The sequence below is a fragment of the Peribacillus frigoritolerans genome, assembly GCF_030676415.1.
Classification (GTDB): domain Bacteria; phylum Bacillota; class Bacilli; order Bacillales; family DSM-1321; genus Peribacillus; species Peribacillus frigoritolerans_A.
Map to the genome: position 1 here is coordinate 39202 of NZ_JAUUTW010000002.1, position 21475 is coordinate 60676.

General features: G+C 43.0%; 21 protein-coding genes, 1 pseudogene and 1 riboswitch. Of the genes and pseudogenes, 18 read left to right on the forward strand and 4 right to left on the reverse strand.

Annotation, left to right across the window (positions count from 1 at the left end; translation table 11 throughout):
- Window positions 1–10: 10 nt before the first annotated feature.
- From Q8G36_RS02150 to Q8G36_RS02160, 3 genes are all read left to right on the forward strand, one after another.
- The gene (locus tag Q8G36_RS02150) at window positions 11–1159 is read left to right on the forward strand and encodes a cysteine desulfurase family protein (RefSeq protein ID WP_305158760.1); all 1149 of its coding nucleotides are present in this window, start codon (window positions 11–13) and stop codon (window positions 1157–1159) included.
- A complete protein-coding gene (gene thiI / locus Q8G36_RS02155) occupies window positions 1156–2367 on the forward strand; it encodes a tRNA uracil 4-sulfurtransferase ThiI (protein WP_251429340.1) in 1212 nt (403 codons plus the stop codon). The genes Q8G36_RS02150 and thiI overlap by 4 nt, the downstream gene beginning before the upstream one ends.
- An 82-nt stretch (window positions 2368–2449) precedes the next feature.
- Window positions 2450–2656, forward strand: coding sequence for an alpha/beta-type small acid-soluble spore protein (locus Q8G36_RS02160; protein ID WP_137018142.1), 207 nt, complete (start codon window positions 2450–2452; stop codon window positions 2654–2656).
- Window positions 2657–3180: 524 nt separating this feature from the next.
- On the opposite strand, the gene Q8G36_RS02165 is transcribed toward Q8G36_RS02160, so the two are convergent.
- Window positions 3181–3390, reverse strand: coding sequence for a hypothetical protein (locus Q8G36_RS02165; RefSeq protein WP_305274921.1), 210 nt, complete (start codon window positions 3388–3390; stop codon window positions 3181–3183).
- A 479-nt stretch (window positions 3391–3869) separates the two neighbouring features.
- Between Q8G36_RS02165 and mbcS the strand changes: the two genes are divergently transcribed.
- The 3 genes from mbcS to rarD all read left to right on the forward strand — a co-directional run bounded on the left by mbcS (window position 3870) and on the right by rarD (window position 8213).
- The gene (gene mbcS / locus Q8G36_RS02170; RefSeq protein ID WP_305158761.1) at window positions 3870–5453 is read left to right on the forward strand and encodes an acyl-CoA synthetase MbcS; all 1584 of its coding nucleotides are present in this window, start codon (window positions 3870–3872) and stop codon (window positions 5451–5453) included.
- 148 nt (window positions 5454–5601) lie between these two features.
- Window positions 5602–7203: an amidohydrolase gene (locus tag Q8G36_RS02175; protein WP_305158762.1), complete on the forward strand. Its 1602-nt coding sequence runs from the start codon at window positions 5602–5604 to the stop codon at window positions 7201–7203.
- Between the two features lie 80 nt (window positions 7204–7283).
- On the forward strand, window positions 7284–8213 hold the full coding sequence (gene rarD / locus Q8G36_RS02180; RefSeq protein ID WP_305158763.1) for an EamA family transporter RarD: 930 nt from the start codon (window positions 7284–7286) through the stop codon (window positions 8211–8213).
- A 91-nt stretch (window positions 8214–8304) separates the two neighbouring features.
- On the opposite strand, the gene Q8G36_RS02185 is transcribed toward rarD, so the two are convergent.
- Entirely contained in the window at window positions 8305–9132 is an 828-nt protein-coding gene (locus Q8G36_RS02185) for a protein-glutamine gamma-glutamyltransferase (protein ID WP_305158764.1), read from the reverse strand.
- Window positions 9133–9442: 310 nt separating this feature from the next.
- A riboswitch (TPP riboswitch) is annotated at window positions 9443–9552 on the forward strand.
- A 134-nt stretch (window positions 9553–9686) separates the two neighbouring features.
- On the opposite strand from Q8G36_RS02185, the gene Q8G36_RS02190 reads away from it, so the two are divergent.
- Genes Q8G36_RS02190 through Q8G36_RS02210 form a run of 5 tightly spaced genes read left to right on the forward strand, consistent with a single transcriptional unit; the run spans window position 9687 to window position 13282 of the window.
- Window positions 9687–10691 (forward strand): ABC transporter substrate-binding protein, encoded by a 1005-nt coding sequence (locus Q8G36_RS02190; RefSeq protein ID WP_305158765.1) that lies wholly within the window; start codon window positions 9687–9689, stop codon window positions 10689–10691.
- A gap of 11 nt (window positions 10692–10702) precedes the next feature.
- Window positions 10703–10987 carry a thiamine-binding protein gene (locus Q8G36_RS02195; RefSeq protein ID WP_034309193.1) on the forward strand — a complete coding sequence of 95 codons (285 nt, stop codon included), beginning with the start codon at window positions 10703–10705 and terminating at the stop codon, window positions 10985–10987.
- Complete coding sequence (locus Q8G36_RS02200; RefSeq protein ID WP_305158766.1) at window positions 10984–11766, forward strand: ABC transporter permease; 783 nt, start codon at window positions 10984–10986, stop codon at window positions 11764–11766. The genes Q8G36_RS02195 and Q8G36_RS02200 overlap by 4 nt, the downstream gene beginning before the upstream one ends.
- Complete coding sequence (locus Q8G36_RS02205) at window positions 11750–12493, forward strand: ABC transporter ATP-binding protein (protein ID WP_305158767.1); 744 nt, start codon at window positions 11750–11752, stop codon at window positions 12491–12493. The genes Q8G36_RS02200 and Q8G36_RS02205 overlap by 17 nt, the downstream gene beginning before the upstream one ends.
- An 18-nt stretch (window positions 12494–12511) precedes the next feature.
- A complete protein-coding gene (locus Q8G36_RS02210; protein ID WP_305158768.1) occupies window positions 12512–13282 on the forward strand; it encodes a TatD family hydrolase in 771 nt (256 codons plus the stop codon).
- 38 nt (window positions 13283–13320) lie between these two features.
- Here Q8G36_RS02210 and Q8G36_RS02215 read toward each other — a convergent pair whose 3' ends face one another.
- Window positions 13321–14121 (reverse strand): NAD kinase, encoded by an 801-nt coding sequence (locus tag Q8G36_RS02215; protein WP_305158769.1) that lies wholly within the window; start codon window positions 14119–14121, stop codon window positions 13321–13323.
- A 206-nt stretch (window positions 14122–14327) separates the two neighbouring features.
- On the opposite strand from Q8G36_RS02215, the gene sppA reads away from it, so the two are divergent.
- The 5 genes and pseudogenes from sppA (at window position 14328) to tpx (ending at window position 17939) form a co-directional block, all read left to right on the forward strand.
- Complete coding sequence (sppA, locus tag Q8G36_RS02220; protein WP_305158770.1) at window positions 14328–15329, forward strand: signal peptide peptidase SppA; 1002 nt, start codon at window positions 14328–14330, stop codon at window positions 15327–15329.
- A gap of 12 nt (window positions 15330–15341) precedes the next feature.
- Window positions 15342–15881 (forward strand): RDD family protein, encoded by a 540-nt coding sequence (locus Q8G36_RS02225; RefSeq protein ID WP_305158771.1) that lies wholly within the window; start codon window positions 15342–15344, stop codon window positions 15879–15881.
- A 99-nt stretch (window positions 15882–15980) separates the two neighbouring features.
- The gene (locus tag Q8G36_RS02230) at window positions 15981–16673 is read left to right on the forward strand and encodes a DUF2953 domain-containing protein (protein ID WP_305158772.1); all 693 of its coding nucleotides are present in this window, start codon (window positions 15981–15983) and stop codon (window positions 16671–16673) included.
- Window positions 16674–16688: 15 nt separating this feature from the next.
- Window positions 16689–17135: pseudogene (ytfJ, locus tag Q8G36_RS02235) on the forward strand (GerW family sporulation protein); the annotation flags it as partial.
- A gap of 303 nt (window positions 17136–17438) precedes the next feature.
- A complete protein-coding gene (tpx, locus tag Q8G36_RS02240; protein ID WP_034309176.1) occupies window positions 17439–17939 on the forward strand; it encodes a thiol peroxidase in 501 nt (166 codons plus the stop codon).
- Between the two features lie 220 nt (window positions 17940–18159).
- On the opposite strand, the gene Q8G36_RS02245 is transcribed toward tpx, so the two are convergent.
- Complete coding sequence (locus tag Q8G36_RS02245) at window positions 18160–18468, reverse strand: hypothetical protein (protein WP_305158774.1); 309 nt, start codon at window positions 18466–18468, stop codon at window positions 18160–18162.
- A 508-nt stretch (window positions 18469–18976) separates the two neighbouring features.
- On the opposite strand from Q8G36_RS02245, the gene Q8G36_RS02250 reads away from it, so the two are divergent.
- Window positions 18977–19963 (forward strand): class I SAM-dependent methyltransferase, encoded by a 987-nt coding sequence (locus Q8G36_RS02250; protein WP_305158775.1) that lies wholly within the window; start codon window positions 18977–18979, stop codon window positions 19961–19963.
- A gap of 178 nt (window positions 19964–20141) precedes the next feature.
- Window positions 20142–21347 (forward strand): acetate kinase, encoded by a 1206-nt coding sequence (locus Q8G36_RS02255; RefSeq protein WP_305158776.1) that lies wholly within the window; start codon window positions 20142–20144, stop codon window positions 21345–21347.
- The last annotated feature ends 128 nt before the right edge of the window (window positions 21348–21475 follow it).

Sequence of the window (21475 nt, forward strand, 5' to 3'; positions counted from 1 at the left end):
AGGTGAACCCATGATTTATTTTGACAATAGTGCTACAACAAAACCATATCCCGAAGTAATCGAATCATTCATGAAGGTAACTTCGGACTATTTCGGGAACCCCTCTTCGCTTCATGGACTTGGGGTGCAATCCGAAAAACTGCTTTCCGCTGCAAGAAAGCAGATCGCTGATTTATTAAAGGTGAAGAGTTCGGAAATATATTTCACTTCCGGGGGAACGGAAGGGAATAATCTTGCCATTAAAGGGGCCGCCCACTCTCAGGGAAATCGCGGCAAACACATAATCACGACAGCGATTGAACATCCTTCTGTAGAAGATGCCTGCCAATCATTGACGAAAATGGGTTATGAGATCACATATCTTCCCGTTAACGAATTTGGGCAAATTGATGTAACGGATCTTAAGGATGCATTGAGGGAAGATACCATTTTGGTTTCCGTCATGCATGTTAATAATGAAGTTGGATCGATACAGCCGATTGCTGAAATGGGTAAATTGTTAAAACAATACCCAAACGTGCTCTTTCATGTCGATAATGTGCAGGGAGCAGGCAAAGTTTCGTTATCATTGCGTGATGCCAATGTGGATTTATGTACAATTTCCGGCCACAAGGTTCACGGCTTGAAGGGGACGGGCATCCTTTATGTTCGTGAAGGCGTTCGGGTCGATCCGCTTTTCCATGGTGGCAATCAAGAAACGAAAATCAGGAGCGGCACCGAAAATGTCGCGGGAATCGTCGCCTTATCGAAGGCTTTGCGTATTAGTATGAACAATCAATTGCTGTATCATGATAAGCTGCAGCAAATCAAAACTTATTTATATAAAGGTTTGAAGGAAATGGACGGGGTGTTGGTTAACAGTCCTGAAGAGGGTGCACCCCATATTGTGAATTTTTCCGTTCCAGGGCTTAAATCCGAGGTATTGCTGCATGCACTTGAATCGGAAGGAATATATGTTTCGACGACTAGTGCCTGTTCTTCGAAAAAAAGGACGGTAAGCAAAACGGTGGATGCGATGTTCCATAATTCAGCTCGTTCCGAAAGCGTCATCCGAATCAGTACTACCTATGGAAATGAAATGGAAGAAGCAAAGCAAGTTCTGGAGGCGATACAGAAAATAGTCGCTAATTTAGAAAAAATAATGAGGGTTGCAAAATGAAATTTGATCATATAATTATCCGTTATGGAGAGATCTCCACAAAAAAAAGAAACCGTAAAGGCTTTGTAGACAAAATGAAGGCACATATCCGCTGGAGTTTAAAAGATATAGAAGGCGTAGTGCTTACAGCCAACCGGGAGCGGATGTACGTTCTCCTGAACGGTGCGGACCATAAGCCTGTCATTGACCGATTGAAAGGCATTTTTGGAATTCAGTCATTAAGCCCTGCAATAAAAATAGAGCGTGATCTGGAAGTGATGAAAACGGCAGCATTGTATTACCTTAATCATACTCTTGAAGAGGTAAACACATTCAAAATCACGACAAAACGCGCAGATAAGGATTTTCCATATAATACAGATGAAATTAACAGGGCAATCGGCGGGCATTTACTTCGAAATACAGAAGATTTAAAAGTGGATGTAAAGAACCCTGATTTGAACCTGCTAGTGGAAGTGAGACGCGAAGCCGTGTATTTGACAGGTGAAATCATCCAGGGGGCAGGCGGTCTTCCATTCGGGTCAAGCGGAAAGGCGATGCTGATGCTTTCAGGCGGAATTGATAGTCCTGTTGCGGGATTCCTTTCGATGAAACGGGGATTGGACGTGGAAGCGATCCATTTTTACAGCCCGCCGTTCACAAGCGAACGTTCACGTCAAAAGGTCATTGATTTGGCAGGCAAGCTGGCAGAAATAAATGGAAGCATGAAAGTGCATATCGTTCCATTTACGGAAATCCAATTATTGATTCAAAAACAAATCCCGGAAAACTACTCAATGACTACAACCCGTCGTTTAATGATGCGGGTCGCCGATCGAATCCGTGAAAAGGAAGAAGCCATGGCACTGATTACCGGTGAAAGCCTTGGACAGGTTGCGAGCCAGACGATGAGCAGCATGTTTGCCATCAATGAAGTGACGAATACACCGATCCTGCGTCCGCTGATTACCATGGATAAAACGGAAATCATCAAAATTGCAAGAGAGCTTGATACTTTTGAAATATCCAACCTGCCATACGAGGATTGCTGTACGGTCTTTACGCCGGCAAGCCCAAAAACGAAACCGAAACGTGAGAAAGTCAATTACTATGAAAGCTTCGTCGACTTTGAATCCTTGATTGAAAAAGCGGTCTCCGAAACAGAAGTATTGACGGTTAAACCTGGTCAGACTTTCGATAAGGAAGAAGCGATGGAAGACTTATTTTAATATCCTGTAATTACCAATGAAATAGTGCGAATGAAGCCATGTGTTTTAACACACTCTATAATCACAAGGAGGTGAAAAACACATGGCAAACAACAACAGCTCAAACGAATTATTGGTACCTGGAGTTGAACAAGCTCTAGAACAAATGAAATATGAAATCGCTACAGAATTCGGCGTACAACTTGGTGCCGACACAACATCTCGCGCTAACGGTTCAGTTGGTGGAGAAATCACAAAACGCCTTGTTCAAATGGCTGAACAACAATTAGGCGGAGGATTCAACAGATAATTTAATAAATATGGCTACAGAGAGCGGGTTTTAACACCCGCTCTCTTTACGTTTGCGGACTGAATTCGTGAAGGCCGATTTAATAAATTCCTTAGTCTAACTACATAATTGTTTACTGTTTTATATAATATGAAACCTTGGAATGAAGAAATGTGCGACACACCTGCCGAATAACGGCTAGCCAAGACTCCACAGGCGCTTGCTTTGATGAGGCTTGGCAGGCAGTCGGCGGAAAGGGAGCGGGTTTCTTAAAGGGGGGATGTGTAATATGATTTCCACTCCAGGCACTCGCTTTCCGCGGGCGGTCCGCCCTCGGCGCTCGCCTGCGGGGTCTCCCTTGGCCACGCTTTTCCCGCAGGAGTCTCGTACCTTACGTTCCAATCACTGGAACTTCTTTTTAAGAAATATTGTAGGGTCTGGAGGTCCATCAACTTTCCGGCAAAAGGAGTTCCGAATTGCTCTCGCCCCGAACCAAAATTTTAAAGGTAAACTAGATTACCCTTCATAGTTTTTTACAGTATTCCTTAAAGGGTTGAAGAGATTTGCGACACTCCTGCCGAATAACTGGCTAGCCAAGACCCCACAGGCGCTTGCTTTGATGAGGCTTGGCAGGCAGTCGGCGGAAAGGGAGCGGGTTTCTTAAAGGGGGTATGTGTAATGATTTCCACTCCAGGCACTCGCTTTCCGCGGGCGGTCCGCCCTCGGCGCTCGCCTGCGGGGTCTCCCTTGGCCACGCTTTTCCCGCAGGAGTCTCGTACCTTACGTTCCAATAACTGGAACTTCTTTTCGAGAAATATTGTAGGGTCTGGAGGTCCATCAACTTTCCGGCAAAGGAGTTCCGAATTGCTCTCGCCCCGAACCAAAATTTTAAAGGTAAACTAGATTACCCTTCATAGTTTTTTTCAGTAATCCTTAAAGGATTGAAGAGATTTGCGACACTCCTGCCGAATAACTGGCTAGCCAAGACCCCACAGGCGCATGCGCCGAGGAGGCTTGGCAGACAGTCGGCGGAAAGGGAGCGGGTTTCGAAAATCAGCGGAATTTTTAAAAAGAAAAACTGCAGACAAACTCACCTTAGGAATTGTCTACAGACTAAAAGAGAGCGGGTGTAGGAATCCGCTCTCTTTTTAATTTGTAAAAATACATAGAATTATTAGAGAAGTATCTTGTATAATGAGTAGGTACTAAGAGTTCATAATTGGAGGGGAAGAATATGAAGCGTGAAGACTTATTGGCTCCGGAACATTACAACTTAGTGAGTGAAATGGAACGTTATGCAAAAGATCCAGAAAAAGTTGCCGTACTTTGGGAGAACGAAACCGGAGTTAAAAAACAACTTACATATGAGAATTTACTAAAAATTGCAAATAAAATTGGAAATGCCTTCAAGCAAAAAGGACTGGGTAAAGGTGATACGGTCCTTATCATAATCCCTCGTTTGGTGGAAGCTTATCAAGTGTATTTAGCCGCATTGAAAATTGGCATGATTGTCATACCTTGTTCTGAAATGCTTCGTGCGAAGGACTTGCAGTATCGAGTCAACCATGGTGATGTCAAAGGAATCATCAGTTATCATGAATATACACATGAATTGAATGAAATAGTAGGGGCGGAAAGTCTCCTGAAATTTTCAATAGGAAAGCGAATCGAAAATTGGCTGGATTTGAATGAGCTTGCCGATGAGGAATCCGATCAGCTGACTATGGCCGACACGAAGAGTGAGGATATGGCGTTCTTATCGTATACTTCCGGAACGACAGGAAATCCAAAAGGGGTCGTCCATACACATGGATGGGCTTATGCCCATTTGAAAACGTCTGCTGCAAACTGGCTCGGCATCAGCGAAGCGGATGTGGTTTGGGCAACTGCAGGCCCAGGGTGGCAAAAGTGGATCTGGAGTCCTTTCCTGGCGGTTCTGGGAACGGGAGCGACCGGCCTTGCCTATCATGGGAAGTTCGAGGCGAAAAAATATCTTCAGCTGCTTCAGGACTACAAAGTGAATGCATTATGCTGCACACCAACCGAGTATCGATTGATTGCAAAGGTGGATAACCTTGATGACTATGATTTATCCCATCTCCATAGTGCTGTATCAGCGGGAGAGCCTTTAAATCAAAAAGTGTTCGAGGTCTTTAAAAACCATTTCCATATTGAAGTGCGTGATGGATATGGACAGACCGAAAATACCCTGTTGGTAGGTGTAACGAAAGGTATGGAAATTAAATTGGGCTCCATGGGCAAACCGACTCCGGGCAACCATGTGGAAATCATTGATGATTCCGGTAAACCCTGTTCTCCTGGCGTAGTGGGGGATATTGCCGTACATGTAGATACACCTGCTCTCTTTAAAGAATATTTTAAAGATCCCGAGCGGACATCGCAGCAATTCCGTGGGGACTATTATATTACCGGCGATCAAGCGAAAAAGGATGAGGATGGCTATTTCTGGTTTGAAGGTCGTTCTGATGATATCATCATCAGCTCGGGATATACGATTGGGCCGTTTGAAGTGGAAGATGCACTCGTTAAGCATCCATATGTCAAAGAGTGTGCCGTTATAGCAAGTCCTGATGAAATAAGGGGCAATGTGGTCAAGGCATATGTAGTCTTGATGGATGATATCGATCCGAACAGCCAAGACTTGATCAAGATGCTTCAATCGCACGTGAAAGAATTGACTGCCCCATATAAATATCCAAGGAAAATCGAATTTTTAGAAGAGCTGCCCAAAACGACATCAGGTAAAATCAAACGGGTGGATTTACGGAAAAGGGAAGAAGCACTCCTTAACAATTGATTGAATGACCGTCAGCCTCCAAGGCTGGCGTTTTTTTATTATCAGGGGCTTGGATAAAAGCGTAAATATGGGAATTCGTGATATGAGATGGTAAACTTACTGCATATCTGCACAGTAACAATCATTTAATAAGGAGTGTAAAGCCGGTATGGGTACATTATGGTTCAATGGGTCGATTTATACGATGGTTAAAGAAAACGATCAAGTGGAGGCAGTCTTCACTGAAAAGGGGGTAATTGTTGATACCGGCAGCCTGGACTATTTGAAAAATGAATATGCCAGCAATATTTCCAGGGAAATCGACTTAAAAGGACAAACGATGCTCCCGGGGTTAGTGGATAGTCACCTTCATTTGGTCGGGCATGGTGAAAGGCTGCTTCGTTTAGACCTCTCTTTGATGGATAGCAGGGAGTCCATCATGAAATCCTTGAAGGAAAAGTGCTCAAAGACCCCGGCTGGAAAGTGGATTGTTGCCGAAGGGTGGAATGAAAATGAATGGCCGAGTCCTGAATTGATATTACGGGATGAGCTTGACGCGATATCGACAGAACATCCCATCGTATTGAAACGGATCTGCCGTCATGCTTTGGCCGTCAATTCCCGTGCCCTTTTGGAAGCGGATATTAAAGAAGATATAAAAGAACCTTCAGGCGGGGTGATCTGCCGTTATCCTGACGGACGTTTAAATGGTTTATTTAAAGAAAGTCAGGCGCAGAACCTTATTTTAGACAGCCTTCCCGGCATTGATCAAGAGTATATCGAAAACGCGCTCACAGAGGCGATAGAAGACGCTTATAAGCTAGGTTTGACTGGCGGACATACTGAGGACCTCCATTATTACAATGGCTTCATGCCGACATATCAGGCGTTTAAATCGGTGATCGAGGACCGGGAAATGGCCTTTCGCGCCAATTTACTCGTCCATCACGAAGCGTTTGAAGAAATGCTGGCAGCAGGCGGCGGCTATCAGAAAGGTACGCGATATATCAAATTCGACAGTATGAAGATATTTACCGACGGCTCCTTAGGCGGACGCACAGCCCTGTTGAGCGAGCCTTATGTAGATCAGAAGAATACGAATGGAGTAGCGATATTCACTGAAAACGAGCTTCAGGAATGGGTGAAAAAAGCAAGGGAGGCCGGAATGCCGATTGCTGTCCATGCGATTGGTGATCTCGCTTTTGAATACGTTTTGAATGCAATTGAAGCCCTCCCTCCGAAAAAGGGACAGAGGGATCGGCTCATCCATGCGCAGATTGTCCGCCCGGAGCTGTTGGAGCGGGCGGCAAAGCTGCCGGTAATCTTTGATATCCAACCGGGTTTCGTCCCGTCCGATTTTCCGTGGGTGGAAGAAAAGGTTCCTGCCAATCTATTGGAAGCCTCCTATGCCTGGAAAACCTATTTGAATTTGGGCATCATTTGCGCGGGAGGGTCTGATGCACCCATTGAACCATTAAATCCAATTTTGGGCATTCATGCAGCTGTAACAAGGATGAAAATCAACAGTGAAGACCGTACCGTATATGGCTTGGGTGAAAGGATTTCCGTTTACGAGGCTTTCGCACTGTATACAAAAGGGAGTGCTGCAGCAATCGGCCAGGAAAAACGTCGCGGTGTGATCGATAAAGGGTACGATGCCGATTTTACCGTGTTTAATCTGGACGTCTTTGCTGCTGCGCCGGATGATCTCCTAAAAGCTGAGGCAATCATGACGGTCATCGATGATAAAATCATGTATGATAAAAAATAACAGTTGCAAAAAAAGAAATGGAAATACAAAATTTTTAGATGGAATTAGATAAAGGAATGTAAATGGAAAGAAGGCAGGTTATGAAAGTGGATGATCAAAAAGAAGGGGCGTTCTATGCAGCCCTTTCTTACATGATGTGGGGAGTCGTGCCGATTTACTGGAAGTTCCTTCAGGGAGTCGGTGCAACGGAAATTTTGGCTCAGAGGGTATTATGGTCTTTCGTGTTCATGCTGGTTTTATTGATGTTCATGAAAAAATGGCAAGCGTTTCTTGATTATGTCAAAAACATAATGGGAAATCCCAAACTCTTTGCGGCATTACTAACGGCGTCACTGCTTGTTACAGCTAATTGGGGAGTGTTCATCTGGGCCGTTAACTCAGGACGGATCCTCGACACGAGCCTTGGATATTATATCAATCCGCTAGTCAGTGTACTATTGGGAGTGATAGTCTTAAAAGAAAAATTGAGCGGGGCCCAAATCATTTCATTCCTGCTTGCAGGAATCGGAGTCTTGATCCTTGGCATTCATTTCGGCACGATCCCGTGGATCTCTCTTGTTTTGGCCATGACCTTTGGATTATACGGTCTGGCAAAAAAAATGATCAAGGCCGAGTCGGCGATCGGGCTGACGCTCGAAACGATGATGGTGACGCCTCTGGCGCTGGGTTACCTGATATACTTGATGAACCGATCGGAAATGCAATTCTTTACAGTGGGAAGCACAAGCTTGCTGTTGGTGGGCGGCGGGATTGTCACGGCATTGCCTCTTTTATATTTTGCAAAAGGGGCGGAGAAGATCCCGTTATCGATGCTTGGCATTTTTCAGTATATCGCTCCGACCTTATCTTTATTGATCGGAGTATTCGTCTATCATGAAAGTTTCACCAAATCACATCTTTTAGCCTTTTTGTTCATATGGTCAGCCTTGGCTGTTTATACACTATCCATAACGAAATGGGGTCAGGCAAGTGCCCGCAGGTTCAAAGGCAAAGGGAATATTGGTGCATGAATAAGAAAAAATGCTTGGGAGATCTCTCCCAAGCATTTTTTCATGCCGGTATTTAATAAAACGGTTTTACGGCATAGGGGAAATGCCAGGGTCATGAAAGGTAAATCTTCGGACCTATTTCAGAAACAATGCAATTGGAAAGGCTGACAGGACTGTGATCGGGCTTTGCACGGGGGATATTTAGTTGGAATTGTCTATAGAAGGAACTATCCAGGAAAATGATATGATCTGTCAGGAATGCCGATATGGTGGCGTTCGGCCTTCTATTGCTATTTAATTCATCGATGATTCCCTGTGAACTGGTAATCCCGATTCCATGGCCATAAAAGAGGTTTCTTCCTAATAATATGGCATTTTCACCTTGCCATTCAGGAGTTGCCTCGTCGTGATCAGGGTTTTTGAAGTAAACGCAATCACCTGGTAAATAATCTCTCCCTTGGTGAATAATGAGAGCCATATTCTGTGGAGGGCGAAAGTCATATAAAAATAGTTCTGAAAAAAGATAGTCGAAATTCCTAGGGCCGATTAAATCCAAAATGGCCTTTAAAAAAGTGACGACTATCGCTGTCCCGCATTCGAAAGCATAAAGCCTTCCATTCATGAAAATGTCAACGAGTGCAGCATGAGGGAGAATCCCTGGCTGAAGTGTAAAGGTGCCATCCTTTGAAAGGCTCCAATATTGTTTATTGGATGCCGATTCCTCAAGTGTGGAAAATTCTGCATCACTTTTATTCAACGCAATAGCTGCCTCAATGACTCGGTTCCTCAGTTGTATCTCGAAATTAAACTCTCCAAAGTTCCGGTATTCAAAAACGTTAGAATCTTCCGCCAGCAATTGGAGAATTTCAAGCGATTTAGCAGATGCTATTCCTGGTTGGATTTGACTGACATCTAACCATTTGTGATTAATCTTTATCATGATCATATCCACCTTTTACTTATGAAATTAAGGGTTTAAAAACCAGTAAACAAAAATGTCTATAGGTAATGCTCATTATATGAATGCCAGTAAGGAATTGACTATTTGGAAAGTGTCAGCCACCGTTACAGCCAGGAATGTTGAATGAAAAGTGGCAGAATTATCTTGATTTCAATGATTTTCATTCCAACAAGTTGTTTTACTAGATATCCTTAACTGTAAGGAATACCTTTCCAATTAGCGAGATGAAGCAAATTAGTATTCCCTTTTCCCCATGAATTGATATAATGAGAGAGAAAGTTCATATGTGCGAGAAATGTAGGGGGGCCAGTACTGCTGGCTGAGATTGCATCCTTTAGATGCTGACTCTTTGAACCTGATCTGGATGATGCCAGCGGAGGGAACATATTATTACTGATTTTCTGTTTTGTATGTTAACGTCCGAATTCATCTTCGGGCGTTTTTTGCTTTTTTATCCAGTATTTGAATGGACCCTGGAGCCCCATTATGGTTCCGGCATATGGATCTTATATGATGTGTAGGAGGATAATAACTTGAATAAATTCTTACCACTGTTAACTTCGTTGTTCCTTTTGGCTGGATGCGGTGCAGGCGGAACTAATGAAAAAGAAGAAGCTTCTAAAAATGAAGGCAATGAAGAATTAAAAAAGGTATCGGTCGTGCTTGATTGGACACCGAATACAAACCATACAGGATTGTATGTAGCTAAGGAAAAAGGATATTTTAAAGAGCAAGGCCTTGATGTGGAAATTATCATGCCAGGTGAAGCTGGAGCTGATAAGCTTGTCGCTTCAGGGAAATCTGAATTTGGCGTGAGTTACCAGGAGGGCATTACGCAGGCCCGCGTGCAGGGCGTACCGATTGTTTCGGTAGCTGCCGTCATCCAGCATAATACCTCTGGATTCGCTTCCCCTGAGGCAAAGAACATTAAAACTCCCAAGGATTTTGAAGGGAAAACGTATGGTGGCTGGGGGTCTCCAGTTGAAAAGGCCATTATAGATTCACTCATGAAAAAAGAGAATGCGGATGTAAATAAAGTGGACATAGTCAATACAGGAGACACGGATTTTTTCACTTCGGTTAAAAGGGATATAGACTTTGCCTGGATTTATTATGGATGGACAGGCATTGAGGCTGAGTTGCGAAATGAAAAGCTTAATATGGTTTACTTAACCGAATACTCTGATAAGCTTGATTACTATACGCCTGTTTTGACTACAAATGAAAAGATGATAAAAGAAGATCCCGAGACTGTTAAAGCATTCGTTCATGCAGCATCGAAAGGGTACCAGTTTGCGATTAAGAATCCTGCTGATGCAGCAGACATGTTAATTAAGTCTGCACCGGATCTTGATGCAAAACTAGTGAAGAAAAGCCAGGAGTGGCTTGCAGCCAAGTATCAGGATGATGCTCCGCGATGGGGTGAACAAAAGCTTGAAATTTGGAAGAATTACAGCGATTGGATGACTGAAAATAAGCTTCTTGAAGGTGATTTCGATCCTGAAACGGCATTTACCAATGAATTTTTACCAAAATAGGAGGAAATACAATGGCCAATTCATTAATTAGTATACAAATTATTCCTAAAGGGGAAAATGTCATCCCTATGGTCGATGAAGCAATCAAGATCATTGAAGAATCAGGTGTCAAATATGAGGTTCACCCGCTTGAAACGACAATGGAGGGTGAGCTATCCGAACTTTTTGCCGTGATAGAAAAAATGAATGTAAGAATGATTGAAATAGGCTCGCCGAATGTCATTTCCCAAGTGAAAATATTATATCAGCCAAGCGGGATTACGATGGATACGTTAACGGAGAAATATCGGGCATGATCGGAAGGGGAATTTGGAAGAAGGGGGCTCCCTTCTTTCTTTTATTATTGTTGCTGATAGTATGGGAATCAGTGACAGTCTTATTGAAAGTTGAAGAATGGCTGCTTCCCGCTCCATCGGCCATTTTCATTGAAGGAATTGAGTCGTCCCGCAATCTTTACGGACACCTTATATCCACAACCGAGCTTGCGTTGTCGGGTTTTTTTATTGGAAGCTGCATCGGGTTTTTGATCGCGGCAATCTTACACCTATTTCCAGGTGTGAAGGACGCGGTTTATCCTCTGCTCATACTATCACAAAATATACCCATCATTGTTTTGGCGCCGCTTTTGGTGATCTGGTTTGGATTTGGCATGCTGCCTAAGTTAATAGTGATTTCGCTTGTATGTTTTTTTCCGGTTGCGGTTGCATCATTAGACGGTTTTCGCCAGACACCATACGAGCTTAAGCATTATTTCAAGATGATGGGAGCGGGAAAAAACCAGTTATTTTGGAAGCTGGAACTTCCTCATTCGATCCCGTTCATTTTCTCCGGACTGAAAATTTCGGCGACCTATAGTGTAATGGGTGCGGTTATTTCGGAATGGCTTGGGGCAAAATCGGGGATTGGTGTGTATATGACTCTCGCTTCCTCTGCGTTCAGGACAGATCGGGTGTTTGTTGCCATTTTCATCATTATGGGAATGAGCCTGATCTTTTTTGGGATCATCACCTTCCTGGAGAAATACTTAGTTTCTTGGAAGAGAAAGGAGGGCGAAAAGGATGAAGCTGGAAATTAAAGGCGTCTCCTATTCTTTCGATGGTAACCAGAATATATTAGAGAATATGAATTTCCATGTGGATGATGGGGAATTTGTCACGATCCTTGGGCCATCGGGCAGCGGTAAAAGTACATTGTTCCACTTGATCGGCGGCATTTTAAAGCCGGATCATGGCATCATTTCACTGGATGATAAAAAGATAAATGGCTTAAAGGGCCATATCAGCTATATGCCTCAGCAGCCTTCCCTTTTACCTTGGAGAACGGTATTGGAAAATGTTTTGCTTGGAAGCGAACTTGCTGGGATCAGAGATAAAGAAAAGGCAAAAGCCCTATTGATGAAAGCTGGATTAGAAGAGTACGAGAAAGCATATCCGCATGAATTATCTGGAGGCATGAAGCAAAGGGCCGCATTCATTCGGAGTATCTTAAGTCCACAGGACTTGATGTGCCTGGACGAACCCTTTTCTGCCTTGGATGAACTGACAAGATTGCAAATGCAAAAATGGCTGTTGTCGGTTTGGGAAGAAAATCGAAGGTCGGTGCTTTTTGTTACTCATAGCATAGATGAAGCGGTTTTCCTATCAGATAGAATTTATGTGTTATCAGCAAAACCGGCTGCTGTCATCAAAGAAGTGGAAGTTCCATTTTCAAGGCCAAGAAGAGAAGAACAGCTTCTTAGTGATGAATTTTTTCATCTGAAGAGAGAATTATATGCAGCACTCAAGCCAACTTTTTCTACTTAAGTAAGGAGGCGATTAAAATTGAGAATCATCGACAGCCATATCCATTTTGATAAGTATGATGTTGTTAAGCGGAAGCAGATTCTGACTGACATGGAAAAGGTTCATTTGGAATCCTTGCTGACTGTCTCCATGAATTTGGCTTCTTCGATTAACAATTATCAGCTTTCACTCAAAGATCCACGAATTAAGCCTGCCTTTGGCTTTCATCCAGAGCAGCCCCTCCCGAGTGATGAAGAAGTGAACGAATTATTGAACTGGATGCGGGAACATCGTCAAGATATGGTTGCCATAGGTGAGGTTGGGCTGCCCTATTACTTAAGGCAGGAAAATCCCGATATTGATAACTCAGCGTATATAGTGATACTGGAGAGGTTCCTGGCCTTAGCTAAAGAGGTTGAAAAGCCGGTTATCCTTCATGCCGTCCATGACGATGCACCCATCGTTTGCGACCTTTTGGATAAGCATCAAATCAAAAAGGCACACTTTCATTGGTTTAAAGGCGATATCCGGACAGTCGAAAGAATGGCCGAAAAGGGGTACCGCATTTCGATTACACCTGATGTTTGTTATGAGAGGGAAATACAGGAATTAGTTTCGGCATACCCACTTAAACTGATGATGATTGAAACGGATGGCCCATGGCCGTTTGAAGGGATATTCAAAGAAAAATGGACCCATCCCGGCATGATGCATGACAGTGTGTGCCAAATTGCTTCGATTAAAGGATTGCCGATTGGGGATGTCTATGAAATCCTTTATCAAAATACGAAAGGTTTTTATCATATATAAAGGTACCGGTTATCATTCCCGGTACCTTTTTAGTTCGTTTAAAGAAAGGTCCTTTTAACCTTTTCCCAAAAGGAATTGTCTTTTAGCTTAACAGTCTTGATGACTTTACCGCTTAACCGGACCTTTACCTTTTCGACATGGTTGATGCTTAAGGCTTCATTGTCCATTCCGATGATCGGATAGCTTGGCCCGTTTTGTTCAAGGTGGACGGTCAACGTCTTATCGCCGCTTAGGATGAATGAGGAACCCAGGGTCCGATAGGTATTATTATTGATGGAAGCAAGCTCGCTCACTTGGAAGCAAGGGAGAAGGGGATCGACAACGGCCCCATTGATCGATTTATTATAGGCGGTGCTTCCGGTCGGAGTCGCAATGATGATTCCGTCGCCGCGAAAAGTTTCAAAATGGAGTTCATCAATGAAAATATCCATGATGAACGTTTTGGTGATGGAAGACCGGATACTGAGTTCATTAAGGGCATAAAAGGAGGGCTGATCGTCCAATTGGATATCGATGGTTGGATATTTACGCACCTCGATTTGCTCTCTTGTCATGGCATCGATCATTTTATCACTGTCCTCCAAGTGGAAATCGCAATACATATTCAAGTTGCCTGTGGTGGAAATGCCCGCATATAAACAGTCATCCCTGAACCCGGTTTTACGGGCAGCCTGCAGGAATGTGCCGTCATCACCGATGCTTACGATGATGTTTGCTTTTGTGAAATCCTGGATGACTTCATACGAATGTTGCTTAGCTAAGTCTGACAAGTATTCAACCTTGTTAAGCGTCTCTGCATTCGGTGCATGGAAAAAATAAATATTCCTTCGAGTGTTCATCATGTTCCCCCCTAGTATGTATGGTGATGAAAGGGCTTACTTTATCTTGTTTAGGATAAATGGAGATTGTACAAAATGCACCATTTCATTTCCAATTTGAGGATTCTTTGCTACAATTTTATATGTCTTAGTTTATCATGGAATGAAACATTTTTGTTATTAGTTCGTATGGTAAGAAGGATACATATATTGAAGGGGGAAAACAGATGAATGGAAAGCGTTGGGCGGCACTTGGAATCGCAGCCGTTTTATTTTTTGTCTCTATTGCTGTAGGGATGGCTACGACTCTATTTACAGCGGATACGGAAAATATCATTGATGAATTATTTGCTTCCGAAAGTGCATTTTACGAGGAAGTCATAGAAGGCGATGATATCACTAATGTTATTGCCGTATTTGATGTAGAGGGCACGATTCAAGATACAGGAGAAGCCTCATTACTTAGTTCAGCAACATATAATCACCGTGCCTTCTTGGATAAGCTGAAGATGGCAGAGGAAAATGACGATATCAAAGGAATCATCCTTCGTGTGAATTCTCCAGGGGGCGGTGTCGTCGAAAGTGCAGAGATCTATGAAAAGATCCTTGATATCAAGAAAGTGAAAAAACCTGTATATGTATCAATGGGGTCTATGGCTGCTTCAGGCGGATATTATATTTCTGCACCAGCCGATAAGATTTATGCCAGCCCAGAAACGATGACGGGTTCACTTGGTGTCATCATGCAGGGTTATAATTACGAGAAGTTGGCCAAAAAGTATGGTGTTGAGTTCGAAACCATCAAAAGCGGACCACACAAAGATATTATGAGTCCAACCCGGGAAATGACTGGTGAAGAACGTGAAATACTCCAAGATATGATCGATAATTCTTATGATCAATTTGTAAAAATCATTGCAGACGGACGCGATATGACAGAGAAGGAAGTAAGGGAAATCGCCGATGGCCGCATTTATGATGGACGTCAGGCTAAAGAAAACAATCTTATCGATGATTTCGGCCATTTGGATGATGTAATTGCAGCGATGAAAACGGATATCGGTAAAAAGGATGCTCAAGTTATCCGTTATACAGATGAGGTAGGTTTCGGTTCATTATTCAGTATGGGTGCGCAAAAAATGTTGGGAAATGATGTGGAAACGGCAGTCTTGACAAAAATCCTTTCCTCTTCAAATTCTCCACGCTTAATGTATTTGTATGCGGAATAGGGGGGCTGAAGGATGACGGAACGAAATGAAAACAATGAACAAATCGCTTCATCCAATCTAATGGCAGATCCAGGGGTTCCCGTTCAACAGGAATTTACATCAGCCAGGAAGGCCGTGGATGATGACGGAGTCAAGAAAGTGCATTTTGCTGGTTTTTGGATGAGGTTTTGGGCATATTTAGCCGATCTATTGGTTATCGGAAGTTTGAACCGGATTTTGATTCATCCCATCTTCAAATTTTATGAAGGGACAGATGATCTCTGGTTTTCCGCAGAGGGCTTCTTAACAGGGGGCGTATTCTTCTTATACTTTGTTTTGATGACCAAATTCTTGAACCAAACCCTTGGCAAGATGATTTTTGGACTGAAAGTCGTTGCATTGAAGGAAGAGAAAAAAACCATTTCATGGGGTACGATATTGTTCAGGGAGCTGATTGGCCGCTATATTTCAAAAGTCACTTGGATTGGCTATCTCTTGGCAGGCCTATTACCGAAGAAACAGGCTTTGCATGATGTCTTTGCAGACACGGGCGTTGTGTTGATCAGAAGATGATTTCTTCCATACATAAATCTGTAAGAGCGTGATTTTCGCTTTTGCAGGTTTATTTTTTTTACATATGCCGATAATGATAGGCTGAAGGGGTGTGGGTGCATGAAGTGGCTTTTGTTGATTATAGGTATCCTCATTTTGGTGCTGCTTATTGTTATTTTCACTAAAGTAAGAGTGTCCATCGACTACAAACGTGTCCAAACGAATGACCGAATACATATTAAATTATCAGCTTGGTATGGGCTTTTTCACTATACATTCAAGGTTCCGGTCATCAAAATGGAAGATGACTCGGCAACTGTAGTAGTAAAGGAAGAGCAAGAAATGAACGGAAAAATGGAAAAGGAAGAAAAGAAAAAAATCACAGCCGAAGATTTGCGTGACGGATTCGCAGACATTCTGGAGATGCTTCAGCATATAATCGGATTTCATAGGATCGTCCGTCAATTCGCAGGAAAAGTCCAAGTCAAAAAATTCACCTGGCATAGTATGGTCGGTACTAAAAACGCTGCACACACCGGTGTTTTAACTGGTGCATGCTGGGCACTTAAAGGTTCAATCATCGGTTTGCTGACAACTTATTTCAACTTCCGGATCATGCCCTCCTATTCCATTACACCCGACTTTCAGAGGTGGCAGGCAAATACATCGATTTCCTGCATATTACAATTTAGAATCGGGCAGGCTATGGTGACTGGAATAAAACTGCTTCGTTATTGGAAAGGCGGAAAGCCGCATTTCAAGTCCAAGAAATTAGCGAAGCTATCAGGTGATTCCAATAAACAATCGTTCTAGAGTGGAGGAATTTAAATGTCAGATCATCCGATCCAAGGTTTAATGAAAGAAGCGATGGAAAATCTGAAAGAAATGGTTGATGTGAACACGATCATCGGGGATCCGGTGGAAACTCCGGATGGAAGTGTCATTTTAACCGTATCCAAAGTGGGATTTGGTTTTGCAGCAGGTGGCAGCGAATTTGTGATGGACGGTAACCATCAAGGACAGCAAGGTGGTTCCAAGCAGCCTTTTGGCGGCGGTAGCGGCGGTGGGGTTTCCATAACACCAATTGCCTTTTTGATTGTCGGTTCCCATGGGGTGAAAATGATTCATCTGGATGAAGGGACGCACCTTCTCGAAAAAATGATGGATTTAGCTCCACAAGTCGTCGATAAGATTCAGTCCATGCTATCCAAGAAAGACAGTAATCAAAAGCAAGGCAGTAATCAAAACCAAGGCAGTAATCAAAACCAAGGCAGTAATCAAAACCAAGGCAGTAATCAAAACCAAGGCAGTAATCAAAACCAAGGCAGTAATCAAAACCAAGGCGGCAGTCAGCCAGCTGTAAAGAGCTACCAAGAACCTAAACAGGATATAGATTTCTAACTGCGACTCGGCTTCCGCCGAGTTTTCTTTTTGCTGCAATCTTCCATTACACCCAAAAAAGCTTGATGTCGGACATGTGCAAGCACCATTCACATTTCCCAATTCAATTAATTGCAAAATTCCGGCAAAACAAATATTATTATGCTTGTACATATACAGAAAAGGGAGGAATTATTAATGGCTTCAGTTACATTTAAAAACAACCCGATCACTTTAGTGGGACAAGAACTAAAAGTTGGGGACAAAGCACCTGATTTTACAGTATTGGCTAATGACTTATCACCAGTTACATTAAGCGACTCCAAAGGTTCTGTCCGCATTATCAGCGTGGTTCCATCCGTGGATACAGGTGTATGTGATGCACAGACACGTAAATTCAATGAAGAAGCGGCAAAATTGGATAATGTGAAAGTACTGACGATCAGTAACGATCTTCCTTTCGCGCAAAAACGCTGGTGTGCTGCTAGCGGCTTGGATAATGTTCAAGTTCTTTCCGATCATCGTGACCTTTCATTCGGTGAAGCATATGGTGTCGTCATGCAGGAACTTCGTCTATTGGCTCGCTCTGTATTCGTAGTGAACAGCTCTGATGAAATCACATATGTAGAATATGTGAGTGAAGGTACCAACCATCCAAATTACGAAGGTGCAATCGAAGCGGCTAAAGCGGCAAAATAAGATGCGAATACTAAGAAACCGGGCGCAATGTGCCCGGTTTTTTGTTTTAATGTTGATTTTCTTGTTGATAAACACCTTGTCGTTGAAGTGGACAGGGGCTTAATTTTCAATTGAGTTGTGGTTATATTAATGTTAAAGTTTCGACGATACAGTTCGTTTCTAATACACTGGTTTATTTATCATTTTTTGACGAGTTTCATTTATTATATGCTGTATTTAGTTAAGGTTCTAAAGTCGGACCATTTGGTAAAACAATCTTGCCAGACCACTCTTGACCATTAGGTGTACCGACTTTTATGTCAATTTCATTAGGCCACGACGGCATTTGTCTTGGTCCTGGAAAAAAACCCGATTGTTGCCCTGCTCGAAATCCATCTCGATACCCCTGTCGATACCCTTGTCGATACCCTTGTCGAAACCCTTGTTGAAACCCTTGTTGTTGCCTGTTAAATTCATCTGCTGACTGAATATCATGTTGCTGATTTATCGGATTAACCTGCCCATGATAGTTTTGATATTGATTATCCATATAATCACCACCTCATGCATGGTATTCTGTTTGGGCATTCATTGAGCCTATCCAAGTAATAAAAAAACTGTAGACAAAATCATTTTCATCGAGTTTGTCACAGTTATTTTATGGCTTGTACAATTTGGACGTTGATTTCCACTCTAGGCACTCGCTTTCCGCGGGCGGTCCGGGAGCCTTCTCAGCGCCTTTGCGCCTGCGGGGTCTCCCATGGACGCGCTTTTCCCGCAGGAGTCTCGTACCTTCCGTTCCAATCAACTTTGTTATAAAATTCAGTTACAAACCATACCTAATACAGGGCAACAACCCTGTATTTTATTTACCTTTTAATTACCATGGTTAAAAATGTTGACAAAAGAGTGCCGCGCGAGAGAGTCTTCATATGCGGACTTTCAAATCGGAAAACAGTACGTTAAACAAACGAAGAATGATGAGCAGGACGTACGGCTTGTAACTCTTTCTTCTTACCTTTAAAATAGGGACAGAAGCAAACAGGAGGAATTAATAAGTGAAGTCTACCCCAGTTGAACAATTATTTTATGAATTTGATGAAACAGCTCAAATATTGCAAAGTGAACTATCATGTACGTATCTGGATGCCCTGGGTGAAACGGGCGAGAATTTCTTCCAAGGGAAAGTCCTGCAGGAGGAAATCAGTGAAGTATCGAAGAAAAGGCTAGTGAAGCATTATGCAGATTTTTCACCAGAGAAATATGAGAAGGAAGCAATCCGTAAAGCGTATCAGCTTGCTATTTTAAAAGGCATGCAACAGAGCGTTCAGCCGAATCATCATATGACCCCTGATGCAGTCGGCATGTTCGTCAGCTATTTAGTCGGTAAATTCACCAAGGACCAAAAAGAGATAGTCATGCTCGATCCAGCCATCGGAACGGGGAACTTACTATTTGCGATCTTGAATCAACTTACTGATAAAAACATCGCTTCTTATGGTGTCGAGATTGATGAAACCTTGATCAGGCTTGCTTATGCAGGTGCCAACCTGCAAGAACACCCGCTGGAATTTTTCAACCAGGACAGCTTGGAGCCGCTTTTCATCGATCCTTCAGATGTTGTGGTCAGTGATTTGCCGATTGGTTATTACCCGAATGATGTGCGTGCAGCTGAGTATGATTTGAAGGCCGATAAGGGACATTCGTATGCACACCATTTGTTTATTGAACAAGGTGTTAAGCACGCGAAGGATGGCGGACACCTATTCTTCATTGTCCCGAATAACCTGTTCGTCTCGGAGGAAGCGCCGAAACTCAATGATTTCCTGAAGAAGCATACACATATCCAAGGGATGGTGCAACTGCCGCTTTCCATGTTTAAGAGTGAAGCGGCTGCGAAAAGCATCCTGATCCTTCAAAAGAAAAAAGAGGGTATCGAAGCACCGAAGAAGGCATTGCTCGTACAACTTCCGAAGTTGTCTGATTTCGAAGCGACCAGGTCTGTCATGCAACAGATGGACGATTGGTTTAAAGAGGAAAAATAGTCAATGAAAGCTGATGCCGCAGGCATTGGCTTTCATTTTTTTTTGAAAGAGTGATTATTTGCAATTTTTCATTATTATTTGGTTGAATCCGCTTGCCATGATAAGATTGTACAATACACTGCACGTTTCGTTGAGATGAATATTTGAATAACTAGCTTAGAGTAAAGGAGCAGGATGGATGTCAAAAATCATGGCTATTAATGCGGGCAGCTCTTCATTGAAGTTTCAGCTTTTTGAGATGCCAAGTGAAAAAGTAATGACAAAAGGTCTTGTAGAAAGAATCGGCTTGAAGAATTCCGCATTTACCTTAAGTGTCGAAGGCGAAAATGTTTCTGAAACGATGGATATACCCAATCATGAAGTAGCTGTAGGGCTTTTATTGAAAAAGCTGATTGACCATCGCATCATTGACTCCTTTGAAGAGATAGATGGCGTAGGGCATCGGGTGGTGCATGGCGGTGAGATATTCAGCGAATCGGTCTTGATTACGGAGGACATAATAGAGGAAATCGAAAAGCTTTCCGAGTTGGCGCCCCTTCATAATCCCGCCAATATCACCGGGATCAAAGCTTTCAAGCGAATACTGGATGATGTGCCAGCGGTTGCGGTATTCGACACTGCCTTCCATCAAACGATGGCAGCAGGTTCTTATTTGTACAGCTTACCTCTTGAATATTATGAAAATTACGGAATAAGGAAGTATGGGTTTCATGGTACTTCACATAAATATGTATCGCAGCGGGCTGCCAAAATGATTGGCCGCCCAATTGAACAGCTTCGATTAATATCCTGCCATTTAGGGAATGGTGCAAGCATTACGGCCATAAAGGGCGGCAAATCAATTGATACATCAATGGGATTTACACCCTTGGCCGGTGTTACTATGGGAACGCGTTCAGGGAACATCGACCCTGCACTGATTCCTTATATCATGGAGAAGACGGGAAAAACAGCAGATGAAGTGCTGGATGTCCTGAATAAGAAAAGCGGCATTCTGGCCCTTTCTGGATTTTCCAGCGATCTGCGCGATATTCAGGTTGAAGCGGATAAAGGCAATGAGCGGGCCGAACTCGCACTTAAAGTGTTCGCAGACCGAATTCACAAGTATATAGGTTCCTATTCAGCTAAAATGGGAGGTGTGGACGGCATCATTTTTACAGCGGGCATCGGTGAAAACAGTCAAACCATTAGGGGACGAATCTTGGAGGGACTTGAATTCATGGGCGTATATTGGGATAAGGATCTCAATCGCACCAAGGGTAAGGAAGCGTTCATCAATGCACCTTATTCCCCTGTGAAGGTCATGGTCATCCCAACTAATGAAGAAATCATGATTGTCAGGGATACCATGAAAATAGCTTTGAGCGAAACTTGGAAAACATGACTTCCTGTTTTTTTATAATGATCCCTTTATCTCTCTGGTAAGGGGTCTTTCCAGTGAATGCAGTATATAAAATTTCATTCTCGGAATCCGCCTTCTCATGGATTTTATGTCCATGCAATCCATACCCT

Excerpts from the sequence above, each read along its gene's own strand:
- Q8G36_RS02150 (WP_305158760.1), top strand. The coding sequence starts at position 11 with ATGATTTATTTTGACAATAGTGCTACAACAAAACCATATCCCGAAGTA.
- thiI (WP_251429340.1), top strand. The coding sequence starts at position 1,156 with ATGAAATTTGATCATATAATTATCCGTTATGGAGAGATCTCCACAAAA.
- Q8G36_RS02160 (WP_137018142.1), top strand. The coding sequence starts at position 2,450 with ATGGCAAACAACAACAGCTCAAACGAATTATTGGTACCTGGAGTTGAA.
- mbcS (WP_305158761.1), top strand. The coding sequence starts at position 3,870 with ATGAAGCGTGAAGACTTATTGGCTCCGGAACATTACAACTTAGTGAGT.
- Q8G36_RS02175 (WP_305158762.1), top strand. The coding sequence starts at position 5,602 with ATGGGTACATTATGGTTCAATGGGTCGATTTATACGATGGTTAAAGAA.
- rarD (WP_305158763.1), top strand. The coding sequence starts at position 7,284 with ATGAAAGTGGATGATCAAAAAGAAGGGGCGTTCTATGCAGCCCTTTCT.
- Q8G36_RS02185 (WP_305158764.1), bottom strand. The coding sequence starts at position 9,132 with ATGATAAAGATTAATCACAAATGGTTAGATGTCAGTCAAATCCAACCA.
- Q8G36_RS02195 (WP_034309193.1), top strand. The coding sequence starts at position 10,703 with ATGGCCAATTCATTAATTAGTATACAAATTATTCCTAAAGGGGAAAAT.
- Q8G36_RS02200 (WP_305158766.1), top strand. The coding sequence starts at position 10,984 with ATGATCGGAAGGGGAATTTGGAAGAAGGGGGCTCCCTTCTTTCTTTTA.
- Q8G36_RS02205 (WP_305158767.1), top strand. The coding sequence starts at position 11,750 with ATGAAGCTGGAAATTAAAGGCGTCTCCTATTCTTTCGATGGTAACCAG.
- Q8G36_RS02215 (WP_305158769.1), bottom strand. The coding sequence starts at position 14,121 with ATGAACACTCGAAGGAATATTTATTTTTTCCATGCACCGAATGCAGAG.
- sppA (WP_305158770.1), top strand. The coding sequence starts at position 14,328 with ATGAATGGAAAGCGTTGGGCGGCACTTGGAATCGCAGCCGTTTTATTT.
- Q8G36_RS02225 (WP_305158771.1), top strand. The coding sequence starts at position 15,342 with ATGACGGAACGAAATGAAAACAATGAACAAATCGCTTCATCCAATCTA.
- Q8G36_RS02230 (WP_305158772.1), top strand. The coding sequence starts at position 15,981 with ATGAAGTGGCTTTTGTTGATTATAGGTATCCTCATTTTGGTGCTGCTT.
- tpx (WP_034309176.1), top strand. The coding sequence starts at position 17,439 with ATGGCTTCAGTTACATTTAAAAACAACCCGATCACTTTAGTGGGACAA.
- Q8G36_RS02245 (WP_305158774.1), bottom strand. The coding sequence starts at position 18,468 with ATGGATAATCAATATCAAAACTATCATGGGCAGGTTAATCCGATAAAT.
- Q8G36_RS02255 (WP_305158776.1), top strand. The coding sequence starts at position 20,142 with ATGTCAAAAATCATGGCTATTAATGCGGGCAGCTCTTCATTGAAGTTT.